Genomic DNA, 13,401 nt, shown 5'->3' on the forward strand with positions numbered 1-13,401 from the left:
CAACTCGGCCCGTAGCCGATGTTTTTCTGTTTTTGGTGATCGGGGTAAAAAATCCAGCTGTTTCCGGAACTGCGTGTTCAAGAGACAATTGCTGTGAATTCGTTAGATGAAAGGAAGATTGTGAATGAAAACCGGAAACCCAGTTGTTACTTCTATGAAAGTGATACCGGTAGCGGGATATGACAGTATGCTGATGACTTTAAGCGGTGCCCATGGTCCCTATTTTACACGAAATCTGGTTATTCTGACCGATAACGCGGGGCACACCGGAATTGGAGAAATCCATGGAGGAGAGTATACCCGTACCGCTCTGGAAAGCTGTATTCCACTGGTTGTCGGAAAAGATATCTGTACCTATCGTTCCGTTCTGGACAGCATCCACAAAGCGGCCTCCGGTACCCAAAAGGTGGAGGGAGACGACGGTGAAGGCATCCAGATGCTGGATATCAGCAAGCTGAAATTTGTTGTGAAATCAGAGTGGGCGATCGAATGTGCCCTCCTGGATTTGCTGGGACAATATCTGGGATTGCCAATGTGCGAGCTTTTGGGAGAAGGAAAGCAAAGGGACCGGGTTGAAACATTAGGCTATCTGTTCTATGTGTCCAATAAAGAAAAAGCGGAAGGCCTGCCTTATCTGGATGAGAGCAGCCATACAGACCCCTGGTACCGGATGCGGCGGACAGAGATGCTTACTTCGGACAAAGTCGTGGAACAGGCTCAGGCTTTGCAGGAAAAATACGGATTCCGGAACTTTAAGCTGAAAGGCGGCGTTCTGGGCGGGGAAAAGGAAATGGAGACGATCCGAGCGCTGAAGAAGCACTTCCCCGAGGCAAGAATCAATATCGATCCCAACGGTGCATGGAGCCTTCGGGAAGCGATCGGACTGTGCAGTGACATGAAGAATGTCCTCACCTACATCGAAGATCCATGCGGCCCCGAAAACGGCTACAGCAGCCGTGAAATTATGTGTGAGTTTAAAAATGCGACTCATCTTCCGGTCGCAACCAATATGATTGCGACCGACTGGAGGCAGTTTTATCATGCGGCGGCACTCAAATCCGTTGACATCGTGCTGGCGGACCCGCATTTCTGGGGAATTAACGGCACAGTGAGAATGGCACAGATTCTCAACGACTGGGGGCTGACTTGGGGGTCTCATTCCAACAACCATTTTGACATCACCCTGACCGTCTATGCCCATGTCGCCGCTGCAGCGCCCGGAAGTCCCACTCCTCTGGACACGCACTGGATCTGGCAGGACGGACAGAACCTCTGTGAAAATACTCCTGAAATCAGGGACGGATATCTGGAAGTTCCAAAAGCGCCCGGCCTTGGGATTCGTCCCAACATGGAGAAAATCATGGCGGCAAATGAGCTTTACAATAAGATCGAGTTCCATGACCGAAACGATGCCGTAGCGATGCAGTATTTGATTCCTAACTGGAAATTCGATCCCAAAAAGCCTGCTTTGGTAAGGTAAGCGATTCCTTTAAATGCGGGGTGTTGACTCTGGCTTCCCCGTGACAGGGTTGAAACCCGTTCGCTTTCCCGTTTATAATTAAAAGCAGTGCCGGAAACCCGGCACTGCTTTTATTCCTATGATCTTTGTCCGGACAGCATCCGAAACACAGCAAGTATTCGCGTGCTTTTCTTCTTGTATATCGCCATTAAAAATCCGTCCTTTCCTGGGAAGGCACAAACGGCGAATAGATTGGAACCCTTTGTCAATGGAGCATCCTGTAATCAAGTGAAAGGAAAATACTTATGAAAAAAATGATTCTGGTCCCGGATTCCTTTAAGGGAACGCTCAGCTCCCTGGAAATTTGCTCTGTTATGGAACAATGCATCCACGAGCACGCCCCCTCGGCACAGGTCGTCGCGATCCCGGTCGCCGACGGCGGCGAAGGCAGCGTTGACGCCTTTCTGGCCGCCATGGGCGGCGAAAAGATTTCGGTTCCCTCAAAAGGGCCTTATATGGAGGATATCACCAGCTTTTACGGCCTTGTAGACAACGGTCGGACCGCGGTAATCGAAATGGCGGCCTGCGCCGGGCTTCCCCTCGCGGGCGGCCGGCTGGAGCCGGATAAAGCCACGACCTACGGCGTGGGCCTTCTGATGGTTGACGCCGTGAAACGCGGATGTAAAAGGATCATTATGGGTCTTGGAGGAAGCGCCACAAACGACCTCGGCACCGGAGCCGCCGCCGCGGCGGGAATCCGTTTCCTGGACAGCTCCGGCACGGCCTTTGTCCCTACCGGGGGAACCCTTTCCAAAATCCAACACATCGACTGCTCCGGTCTTTTGCCCGAACTTCGGGAAGCGGAAATCATCACAATGTGCGACATTGACAATCCGCTGTACGGGGAAACCGGAGCCGCCTTCGTCTTCGCCCCCCAAAAAGGAGCGGATTCCCGGATGACGGTATTTCTGGATGAGCAGCTGCGCGCCGCAGCCGAAACGATCCGCCGCGAGCTGAATGCCGATGTTTCGAATCTTCCCGGCGCGGGCGCGGCAGGCGGCATGGGCGGCGGCATGGCGGCCCTTTTCCGCTCACGTCTTCAAATGGGGATAGAAACGGTGCTCGACACCGTGAGGTTCGAGGAGCTGCTGCAGGATGCGGACATGGTGTTCAGCGGCGAAGGAAAAATAGACGCTCAGAGCTTGCGCGGAAAAGTCGTAATCGGCGTGGCAAGACGCGCTAAAAAGGCGGGAGTTCCCCTTGTTGCAGTAGTGGGAGACATCGCGGACGACATAGAAAGCGTCTATGAGCAGGGCGTTTCCGCCGTTTTCAGCATCAACCGCGTGGCGGTTCCTTTTTCCATTGCCAAAACCCGCAGCCGCAGGGACCTGCGGGACACCTTTGAAAACATCCTGCGCCTCATGGAATGCTGCTGATTTCACCGTGGGAAATGCTGACCGTAATGAACCACCACCGGCTTTGCCGATGATTGTTCACATGTGTGCAATGCCCTATTGACCTGTGAAAAAGTTGCTCTTTATCATCTCAGGCTTCGCTAGTTATATCGAAAGCTACAACAATATGTTCCTTGCTGTCAACCGCAATCTGAACATTATGGCAGATGCCCCAACCACCGCTAGTCATGCATTCCAATATAACAAGAAGATGATCCATTTAAAAACACGAAGGTGTGCCGTTTATTGCGGCACACCTTCGTGTTTTTATCTAAAAAGCTAATTGCTGAAAAATTCAATGCAGGGGGCTGATATCCATACCTAAGGATACGGGCGGCAGTTCACTTTAAAAGGGAACAGACTTAAAGCGATGTTAAAAGTGTTGATCGTCGGTATGGATTGCCGAATAGGTCTCCATAAAATGATAGAACATTTTTTCAGTCGCGTTCATTGGCATTTTCGCCTGCCGGGTCAGCACCAGGGGGACTTTAATTTCTTCTTCGAGAGGAATCACTTTCAGATTCTCCAGATTATAGTACCGCAGCGCATGATCGAGAAAAAGCATGCCGAGCCCCTGAATACTGAGCAGAGAGAGAAGGGGCTCCGGAAAAGATTCCTGAACGGAAATTTGCGGTTCAAAGCCGAATCGGTAACAGGCATTGTCCGCGATACGGAACATTTGTGTACGGGAACGGGAAAAAGCCATTGGGTAGCTTTTAAGTTCCAGAATCGATACCTTTTCTCTGGAAGCCAGCGGGTGTGAATTCGGTACCACAAAAACGAGATGATCTTCCGCTAATGTAAGCATCTGATATTTGCTTAAATCGATCCCGTCATCATATAAAATGCCAAAATTGCACTCATGGCTTTCCAGAGTATCCCAGATGTTCCAGTTTGGAAGATGTTTTGTACGCAGGTTGAGATTCGGATATTGGTTCTTGAATTCAACAATCGCGGGCAATGCGTCGTAGTGCATGGCCAGACAATGCATGCCTACGGTCAGAACCTGTCCGTTCTCATAGGCGCAGACCTTTATATTATTCTGTAATTTTTCGTAAATAGAAACCAATTTCTGTGCGTATTCCAGAAAGATAACGCCAACCGGAGTTAAAGTAATGCGCCGCCGGCTGCGGTCAAATAAAGCAGAGCCTATTTCTTTTTCGATGGAGGCAATATGTTTTGAAATGGAAGACTGGGAAATATTGTTATGCGCAGCGGCTTCAGAAAAACTTTCGTAGGTTGCTACAGAAATAAAATATTGCAGTTGTTCAAAAGTCATAAAACATCTCTCCTAATCGTACAAAACAGGATTTGTATTCATTTATGGAATAGATTATAGCACAATCTGAATTGATAAAAAATGGACAATGTGTTATAAAATGATTAATGAATATCAAATTTGGCAGTGTGTTATGATCAAATTAAACAAATATTCTTGAATTTTTCCGTCTTCCAAGAGATATTTCAATGATTTAAACTACAAAAGAGCAGGAAGGAAAAAAGGCAGCAATGAATTCTAGTATGGAATACAAATACATCCTGTTGGATGTTAAAAATGCAGTAGGGTTTGTCACGCTCAACCAGCCGCAAATCAGAAATCCGATTGGCAATCCGGTAAAATTAGAGCTAATGGATGCTCTTGCTTACTGTGAAAAGAACGATGAGATCCGCATGGTTGTGCTCCGCGGCGCGGGAGGTGTCTTCAGTGCCGGCGGCGATATGAACGCGATGAAGGAACGACTGGACCGCGGCGAATACGGTACCTGGGAAAGCTGCCGTCTGGGAGGGGAACTGAATCTCAAATTGCTGAATCTGAAGAAACCTACGGTGGCCGTTGTGGAAGGAGCTGCAGCGGGTTCCGGTCTCTGCATGGCGCTGTCCTGCGATTTTCAAATCGTTACGGAGGATGCCAAGATGGTGTTCGCATTTGTAAACATCGGCTACGTCCCGGATTCCGGCGCAACCTATTTGGTTACGCGTGCGGTGGGAACGGTGCGTGCAAAGGATATTTTGATGTCGGGCAGGCGATTTTCGGGCCAGGATGCCGCCGCGTGGGGACTTGTTACCGAAGCGGTTCCCCAGGAGCAGATCGGGGAGCGATTGTCACAGTATATTGAAAAATATGCCAACGGGCCGACCAAAGCGTACGGATATATCAAAGAGATGGTTAACCGTTCAGTATATCACGCTTTTGAGGAAGGCACGGAAATGGAAGTTGAGTTCCAAACCATCTGTGAGCGTACAAACGACCACAAAGAATCTGTTTATGCATTTTTTGAAAAGCGCAGGCCAAAGTTTAAGGGAGACTGATATTGTCCGCAATATTTAGGAAATACAGCTGAAAGAAAAAGGAGAAGATAGTATGGCAGGAATTTTTGACGGCGTCCGTGTTATCGATTTTACTGCGCACGTATCCGGTCCGGCTTGTACGAGCACACTTGCCGATCTGGGGGCTGAGGTAATTAAAATCGAACCGCCGGTAACCGGCGAAGCAACAAGAAATTTGTATCCGCGTTTGGATGGGCAGGCGCTTACTTATCTCTGGAACAATCGCGGTAAAAAGTCGGTCACTATTAATATGAAAGATCCCGAAGGCGTTGCGGCCATCAAAGAGCTGATCAAAACAGCCGACGTTCTTGTTGAAAACTTCCGCCCCGGCGTAATGGAAAAGTTCGGCATCAGCTATGACAGGGTAAAAGAATTTGCCCCGGGCATAATTTATTGCTCTATTTCCGCATTTGGACAGTATGGACCGGACGCATATCGGCCCGGATTTGATATCGTTGTGCAGGCGAGGAGCGGCATAATGGACCTGACCGGGGAACCGGACGGCATGCCGACCAAGATCGGCATTGTGCTGGCGGACATGGTGTCTTCCAAGGATGCTTTCGCAGCCATTGCCGCGGCGCTGTACCATAAGCTGAAAACCGGCGAGGGCCAGTATCTTGATGTTTCCATGCTGGAGTGCGTTTCAAGTATGAACCTGTATATCGACCACGCGTTGATGGGGCGTGACCCGCAAAGGCAGGGCCGCCATCATATCAGTCTGGCGCCTTACGGCATATTCGAAGGGAAAAACGGCCAGTGCATCGTTTTGGCGGCATTCACTGATAAGCATTGGGAGATTTTATGCAACGAGGTACTAAAAAAGCCTGAAATGGTTGATGATCCGCAATATAAAACGGGAAACAGCCGCATTGAAAATAAACTCCAGATCGCTGCCGCTATTGAAGATTGGCTTAAAACCTTCGACAATATCGACGATGCGGTAAAGACCGTTGAGAAATTCGGGCTGGTTGCAAGTAAAATCAACTCGACCCGTGAAGTCGCGCAAGACCCGCAGCTGCTTGCACACGGCGGAATTGTCGACATTGAAGCGATGCCCAGCATGAAAAATACGGACAGTTATAAAGCGCGCGGTCCTTGGATCAAATATTCCAAAACGCCCGCGGTGATGAGGCGCGCAAGTGAGCTGGGCGAATATAACCATGAAGTCCTCAGCGGGATCGGCTTATCAAAAGAAAAAATAGAGGAAATGGAAAGCCGTTGGGCAAAACAAAAATAAACAAGAGGTGCTGAAATGAAAACTAGTTACAATCTTCTGACCGATGAACAGCAGGAGCTGCGGCTGATGGTCCGGGAATTTGCCGATAAAGAAATCATTCCGGGTGTCAAAGACCTGGATATCGCCGGTGAATTTCCGCACAAGCTTTATCGCAAGGCGTTTGATATGGGCCTTACCACGATGACCTTGCCGGAACAGTATGGCGGTATGGGACTGGATATTTTTACATATTCGCTGCTAAAAGAAGAAATCGCGCGCGGAGACGCCGGTTTTGCCGGTGCGATCGCCGGGTGCTTTATGGGCAGCCTGCCGGCATTGCTGTCGGGTACCGATTACCATAAAAATCTGGTTGCGGAATGTCTGAACAACGGCGGCGTCATGGCGTTCTGCCTTACCGAGCCGGACTCCGGTTCGGATTCGGCGTCCATGCGTACTACTTATGTAGACGACGGGGACAGCTATGTAATGAACGGCCGTAAATGCTTTATCTCGAACGGCGGCGTCGCCGATTTGCTGCTGGTATTCGCGACCAAAGACCGCAGTCTGGGGAACAAGGGAATCTCCTGCTTCCTGGTAGAAACGAAATCGGCCGGTGTTTCTGTCGGAAAGCATGAAGATAAACTGGGCTATCGTACTTCCGCCACGACGGACATCATTTTTGAAGACTGCCGCGTGCCGAAAGCCAATTTGATCGGTGCGGAGTGCGAAGGGATGGCAATCATGAACCGCAGCCTGAACCGGACACGGCCCACGGCGGGTGCGGGTGCGATCGGCAATGCGCAGTATGCCTACGAATGCGCGGTAGACTACGCAAAAGTACGCACTTCGTTTGGCGGAAAACCAATCTGCAAATTTCAGGGTGTCGGGTTTATGCTGGCCGACATGTACACGCAGCTGGAAGCGGCAAGACAAATGGTCTGGCATGCCTGCCGCTGTGCGGATGCCGGCGTCGTTGACCGTAAACTGTTCTCGGCAGCAAAGTGTTTTGCGGCCGACGTAGGGATGAACGTCTGCACGAACGCGGTCCAGGTACTCGGCGGTTATGGCTACAGCAGAGAGTATCCGGTTGAGAAGCGCTTCCGTGATGCAAAAATTTACCAGATCTTTGAGGGCACCAACCAGATCCAGCGCGTTATTATCAACAGCGATATCTGCAAAGACTAAGCGGCAATATCTGATAAATCCCCCCAAAACAATATAGTGAGAGAGGGTTCGTGAATCATATGGCAAACGCAGTTAACGCAAAATCTTCTCAGAAAAATGTGTTCCATGTTCTTTTCGCTTTAGCGATTTGGCTGATTTTCAAGTTTCTGGTTCCGGCACCGGCGCCTATTACCGCAGATGGCATTGAAATCATCGGTATTTTTATTATGGCGCTTTATCTCTGGATTTTCGTCGGCACCGGCTGGACGTCGATACTTACGGTTTGTTTACTTGGTATGACCAAATACATGACGCCTGCACAGGCCATCAAAGGCTCGTTCGGCGACTGGATGTTCTCGTTCCTAATGGGCTGTATGATGGTAAATGCCGTCCTTTCCGAGACCGGATTGTCGCGGCGTATCGCAGTCTGGTTCATTACGCGTAAATTTACCAAGGGCAGGCCTTACCTGATTATTTCAATGTTTTTTACGGCAATGTTCGCGTTGGGGCTGTTTATGACCTCTTCCGCGACCTGTGTTATGTTTTTGGCCTTGGCAAAAGAAATTCTGGATACCTGCGGCTATGACCGCAAGGAACGGTTTTCCCAGTTCCTGTTCTGCTGTATTGCATGGATCACGATTGCGGGCAACGGTATGACCGCGATTGGTCACGGCAACTTCATTACCGGCATGGGGTGGGTTTCCGAAGCCTTCGGTATTAAAATCAGCATTGCACAGTCCGCGATTATCGGCTGTTCCATTGGTATCGTATGGATTGTCCTGCTTATACTCATCATGAAGATGATTTATAAAATGGATGCCTCCAGATTAGTCAATTTGGACATGGATGAGCTGAAAAGCAGCATGACGAAAATGTCCAAAGCCGAAAAGTTTGCCGGCGGATGCTTTGCGGCGGTCGTGCTCTGCTGGGTCGCAGGCGATATTACCCAGCCGATTCCCCTGCTTTACAATACAATAGGTGCTTTCTGCAGCGGTCTGGGTTCGGCAATACCGATTCTTCTGTGCGTTTGTGTGCTGTGTGTTGTTCCCGTCGATGGCAAACCTCTCATGAACTTTAACACAATGACTAAAAAGATAGCGTGGCAGAGCTGTATGATGATTGGCACCGTCCGTCTGCTCGGTACTGTTTTTGCAGATGAAAAGCTTGGAATTACCGCATGGATGCAGAGTGTGTTCGGCCCTGTCGTTCAGGGGATGCCTGCGGCCCTGTTTGTTGTTGTCTGCATCGGCATCGCGCTGCTCGCGACAAACTTTGTTTCAAACAGTATCGCAATGGTTCTTTTCAAAGTGGCCGCGCCTCTTACTCTTCTGATCCCCGGGGTCAACGGGCCGGCTCTTGGCGTTGTCATGATCTGCGCGATTCACTATGCAATGTGGACTCCGGGCTGCACGACTACGACCTCCTTTGTCTGTGGAAGCGGAGACGTGGAGGGTTCGTTTATGGTCAGGTACGGCTGGGTTCCCATGATTGCGGCATTTATTGCGCTTGTTACCGTCGGCTACGGCGTCGGTTGTTTGGTTTTCTAAATGGAAAGGATTGATTTCTTTATGAATACTCGTATTACTGAATTGTTCGGCATTCAATATCCCATTATTCAGGGAGGGATGCAGTGGCTTGCCACCGCGGAATTTGCGGCGGCAGTCTCCAACGCGGGAGGCCTTGGCATCATAAATGCCACACGTTTTCAGGATAAAGAAGGCCTTGCAGAAGAGATCCGCAAGACAAAAACACTAACGGACAAGCCGTTTGCGGTGAACATTTCCATGCTGCCGCACAAAGACTATAAAGACAATACCGACAATTATTTTGCCGCTGCTTTTGAGGCCGGGGTACCGATTATCGAGACGTCCGGCCGCAATCCGGCGGAGTATGTACAGGCCTGCCATGATCACGGAATCAAAATCATGCACAAGGTCCCGGCTGTGCGCTACGCGAAGACCGTTGAACGCGCGGGCGTGGACGCGGTTACGATCGTGGGCTTTGAGTGCGCCGGTCACCCGGGTATGGATGATGTTTCCACTATGGCGCTTATTCCCAAGGCGGTCGAGGAATTAAAGCTTCCCGTAATTTCCGGCGGCGGCATCGCCGACAGCAGGGGCTTCATGGCCGCACTGGCGCTGGGTGCGGAAGGAGTGGTAATGGGCACGCGTTTTGTCGCCACCAAAGAATGCCCGATCCATGAAAATTTCAAACAGCGCCTGATTGAAACAGAGGAAAACGGAACCATGCTGGTTCAGAAATCTTTGCGCAACGCGAACCGCGTCAGTAAGAACGAGACCTCCGCCAGGACCCTGGAAATGGAAAATCGCGGGGCAGGAATCGATGAATTGCTGACGGTTATCAGCGGGAAGATTCAACGCGCCTGCTATGAAGACGGCAATGTCGAAGGCTGTCTGTTCCCCATCGGCGAGTGCAGCGGAATTATTCATGACGTAAAAACCGTACAGGAAGTATTCGACGAGATCGTAAACGGCAGTGAAAAGATTCTCAGCCGTATGCAAAGCATCTTGAAATAATGAATTAAACGATAAAGAGGCAATTATGCTATGAGTCCAGCGACAATTGCATTGGTCATTCTTGCAGGTTGCATTCTTTTGTTTTTGACCGATTGGATACCCAGTGCTGCAACAGCAGTTTTGGGATGTGCACTGTTGGTTGTGACAGGAGTTTGTACGCCTGCCCAGGCTTTTTCCGGATTTTCCAGCGACATAACGCTGATGGTTGCCGGAATGCTGGTCGTTGGCGACGCCTTATTTGATACCGGCGCCGCCAACACAGTCAGCAAATGGATCATTAAATCCGGAATAAACAGCGAACGAAAATTCCTGGCAGTAAGCATTGTCATTTCAGCCGCGTTGGCTTCCTTCCTGTCCAATATCATGGTGATTGCCATGTTTATGGCGATCATCAATACAATGGTCAAAACATCCCCCAATATGCACATGAAGCGTTTGTGCATGCCTATTGTGATGAGCTCAACATTTGGCGGTGTCTGGACATTGATGGGGTCTACGCCTCAGCTTGCCGTACAGGCATTGGTAAAAGGCACTTATAATATAGAATACCGTGTGTTCGATTATTTGCCTGTGGGATTGATCCTGACTGCCGCTTTCCTATTGTATGTGGAACTGATCTGGTATCCGGCAAGTATCAAAAAGTGGCCGGACGAAGACAAGGCGGATCGCGAAGAACTGGATGATTTCTCTGCCCGCCAGGAGCAGCTGCCTGCGGGAATCCATCCGGGCAAGCAGTATGTTATGCTCGTCATTCTGCTCTTCATATGCGTGCTGTTCGTTACGGAAGCCGTGTCGATCGGAGTAGCTTCTGTGATCGGCGCACTGCTGTGTATTATAACACGCTGTACAACAGAAAAATCGGTGATTAAAAATATGGATTGGGTCGTTCTGATTCGTTTGTCCGGCTGTCTGGGGTTAGCGACCGGAATCAGCCAGAGCGGCTGCGACAAGCTGATCGCCAGTGGCCTTGTTTCTGTCTTGGGAGAATCCTTCGCACCGCAAACACTGATGATCGCGGCGGTAATATTGTCTATGCTGGTAAGTAATTTTATCAGCAGTTCCACGGCAGTCATTATTGTGCTGACACCGGTTTTATCCTTATGCTCGCATTTTGGCTTCAGTCCGCTGCCGTTCGGTTTGGCGGTCTGCTATGCGTGCAGCCTTGCCATGTGTACTCCCATCGCAAGCGCGCAAATAGGGATTTCGATGGTGGCGGGATATTCGTTTGCTGATTATTTCAAGGCAAATATACTGCTGTCTATTTTGATAGGCATACTCATCATCTTAACAGTGCCGCTGTTTTTTCCATATTTCGCATGAACATGAAAGGGTGACTACTCATATGAATATTTTAGTCTGTGTAAAACAGGTTCCGGATACAACGGAGATCAAAATCGATCCTGTTACGAATACGCTGGTCCGCAGCGGCGTTCCCAGCATTGTGAATCCCTTTGACGCATATGCTCTGGAAATCGCTGCCCGGATTAAGGATGTGAATCCGGACAGCAAAATTGTTGTGCTGTCCATGGGCCCTGAACAGGCCAAAGCCGCTCTGAAAGAGTGTCTTGCGGTTGGCGGGAACAAAGCTTATCTGGTAAGCGACCGTGTGTTCGGCGGTTCCGATACGCTGGCTACCAGTTATATTCTGTCCAGGGCAATTGCCAGGGTAGAGGAACTGGAAGGAAAATTTGATATTATCTTCTGCGGGAAGCAGGCAATAGACGGAGACACCGCTCAGGTTGGTCCCGAAATCGCAGAACATCTGGATTATCCTCAGGTTACGTGTGCAGTGGAAGCCGTTGTAGAAGAAAACAGGGTCAGGGTAAAACAGGAGGCGGAAGAAGGATTTCATATGATCGGGGTGAAAATGCCTTGTGTAATTACCGTGACCAAGCCTTCTTTTGAACCCCGATACCCTTCTGTAAAGACCAAGATGGCGGCAAATCGTGCGGATATCCCTACTCTGACTTCCGCAGATTTTACAATTGACCTGGCGAGAGTCGGTCTGAAAGGCTCGCCCACCAAAGTTGTAAAAAGCTTTACGCCTCCGTGCAAGTCGTGTGGTGTGAAGATTCAGGAAGAATCGGATGAAGCGTCGGCACTGCAGCTGTGCCGGATGCTCAGCGGTGCCCACATTATCTAAGAATAGGGAGGAACGCATCATTGGAAGTCAAGAATAAGGATTTATGGGTATTTATTGAGACAGACGAGGAAGGAAAGGCCCGGAACGTTGGGCTGGAGCTTTTAACCCCGGGCCGTAAGCTTGCTGCCGCACAGGGCGGTGAGCTGGTGGGAGTGGTGATCGGCAGTCGGGTCGATGAAGCGGTCAAGTCCGCGGCAGCCCACGGCGCCGACAGGATTATATCGGTGGACGGTCCCGAGTTCCGCCGATATACGACCGATGCCTATACCGACGCTTTTTACATACTGGTGGAAAAATACGGCCCTACGGCTGTTTTGATTGGAGCGACCTGTGTTGGACGCGATATGGGCCCCCGTCTGTCCTGTCGGCTGAAGACCGGCCTGATAGCCGACTGTACCGCACTGGACATTGACGAGGCGAGCGGAAATGTCGCCTGGACCCGCCCCGCTTTCGGCGGAAATCTGATGGCCACCATCCTCTGTTCCGACCATCGTCCGCAGATCGGTACCGTGCGCCCCGGCGTGTTTAAAAAACCGGAGGCGGAAAGCGGGCGTTCCGTCGAAGTGATCCGGGAAGACATTCATGTTCCCGCCGAGCGGATTCGTACGGAACTGTTGGAAGATATCAAAGAAGCCGGCGGCGCGCTGGTAGATCTGGAAGGCGCCGAGTTCATCGTCTCCGGCGGTCGCGGGCTGGGCGGGCCGGAAGGCTTTGCTCCTGTCCGTGAACTGGCTGACGCATTGGGAGCCACGGTCGGAGCCTCCCGTGCAGCGGTTGACGCGGGATGGATCCCCCACTCCCATCAGGTAGGACAAACGGGAAAGACCGTTGCTCCCAAGGTGTATATCGCCTGCGGAATTTCCGGCGCGATCCAGCATCTGGCAGGCATGAGCGGTTCCGATGTCATTATCGCCATTAACAAGGACCCGGATGCACCTATTTTCTCTGTGGCCGATTACGGTGTCGTGGGCAATCTGAATGAGGTCCTCCCCATTCTGACGGCCGAAATCAAGAAGCGGAAAGCATAAGTTTTTTATGGGCACTGCCAAGTAAAATGTCTAAAAACCAGCATATCATTCAGATTGAATGATATGCTGGTT

11 protein-coding genes are annotated in these 13,401 nt (G+C 50.4%); 10 read left to right on the forward strand and 1 reads right to left on the reverse strand.

The window, feature by feature from the left end; genetic code table 11:
* The first annotated feature begins 124 nt into the window (after window positions 1–124).
* Both ACRQU7_RS16350 and ACRQU7_RS16355 read left to right on the forward strand, forming a co-directional pair.
* Window positions 125–1,480 (forward strand): enolase C-terminal domain-like protein, encoded by a 1,356-nt coding sequence (locus tag ACRQU7_RS16350; RefSeq protein ID WP_444641893.1) that lies wholly within the window; start codon window positions 125–127, stop codon window positions 1,478–1,480.
* 284 nt (window positions 1,481–1,764) lie between these two features.
* On the forward strand, window positions 1,765–2,895 hold the full coding sequence (locus ACRQU7_RS16355) for a glycerate kinase family protein (RefSeq protein ID WP_444641895.1): 1,131 nt from the start codon (window positions 1,765–1,767) through the stop codon (window positions 2,893–2,895).
* Between the two features lie 391 nt (window positions 2,896–3,286).
* Here ACRQU7_RS16355 and ACRQU7_RS16360 read toward each other — a convergent pair whose 3' ends face one another.
* Entirely contained in the window at window positions 3,287–4,192 is a 906-nt protein-coding gene (locus ACRQU7_RS16360; RefSeq protein ID WP_141826299.1) for a LysR family transcriptional regulator, read from the reverse strand.
* Window positions 4,193–4,422: 230 nt separating this feature from the next.
* Here ACRQU7_RS16360 and ACRQU7_RS16365 point away from each other — a divergent pair, with 230 nt between their 5' ends.
* Genes ACRQU7_RS16365 through ACRQU7_RS16400 form a run of 8 tightly spaced genes read left to right on the forward strand, consistent with a single transcriptional unit; the run spans window position 4,423 to window position 13,329 of the window.
* Complete coding sequence (locus ACRQU7_RS16365) at window positions 4,423–5,223, forward strand: enoyl-CoA hydratase/isomerase family protein (RefSeq protein WP_444641898.1); 801 nt, start codon at window positions 4,423–4,425, stop codon at window positions 5,221–5,223.
* 52 nt (window positions 5,224–5,275) lie between these two features.
* A complete protein-coding gene (locus ACRQU7_RS16370; RefSeq protein ID WP_444641900.1) occupies window positions 5,276–6,478 on the forward strand; it encodes a CaiB/BaiF CoA transferase family protein in 1,203 nt (400 codons plus the stop codon).
* Window positions 6,479–6,493: 15 nt separating this feature from the next.
* Window positions 6,494–7,642, forward strand: a complete 1,149-nt coding sequence (locus ACRQU7_RS16375) for an acyl-CoA dehydrogenase family protein (RefSeq protein ID WP_444641902.1) — start codon at window positions 6,494–6,496, stop codon at window positions 7,640–7,642.
* Between the two features lie 59 nt (window positions 7,643–7,701).
* Window positions 7,702–9,168 (forward strand): SLC13 family permease, encoded by a 1,467-nt coding sequence (locus ACRQU7_RS16380; RefSeq protein WP_444641904.1) that lies wholly within the window; start codon window positions 7,702–7,704, stop codon window positions 9,166–9,168.
* A gap of 21 nt (window positions 9,169–9,189) precedes the next feature.
* The gene (locus ACRQU7_RS16385; protein ID WP_444641906.1) at window positions 9,190–10,158 is read left to right on the forward strand and encodes an NAD(P)H-dependent flavin oxidoreductase; all 969 of its coding nucleotides are present in this window, start codon (window positions 9,190–9,192) and stop codon (window positions 10,156–10,158) included.
* Window positions 10,159–10,188: 30 nt separating this feature from the next.
* Window positions 10,189–11,478: an SLC13 family permease gene (locus tag ACRQU7_RS16390; RefSeq protein WP_444641908.1), complete on the forward strand. Its 1,290-nt coding sequence runs from the start codon at window positions 10,189–10,191 to the stop codon at window positions 11,476–11,478.
* 22 nt (window positions 11,479–11,500) lie between these two features.
* Window positions 11,501–12,301: an electron transfer flavoprotein subunit beta/FixA family protein gene (locus tag ACRQU7_RS16395; RefSeq protein ID WP_444641910.1), complete on the forward strand. Its 801-nt coding sequence runs from the start codon at window positions 11,501–11,503 to the stop codon at window positions 12,299–12,301.
* A gap of 20 nt (window positions 12,302–12,321) precedes the next feature.
* On the forward strand, window positions 12,322–13,329 hold the full coding sequence (locus tag ACRQU7_RS16400; protein ID WP_444641912.1) for an electron transfer flavoprotein subunit alpha/FixB family protein: 1,008 nt from the start codon (window positions 12,322–12,324) through the stop codon (window positions 13,327–13,329).
* The last annotated feature ends 72 nt before the right edge of the window (window positions 13,330–13,401 follow it).

This window comes from Caproiciproducens puteiluti (genome assembly GCF_052442865.1).
In the GTDB taxonomy this organism is placed as follows: Bacteria; Bacillota; Clostridia; order Oscillospirales; family Acutalibacteraceae; genus Caproiciproducens.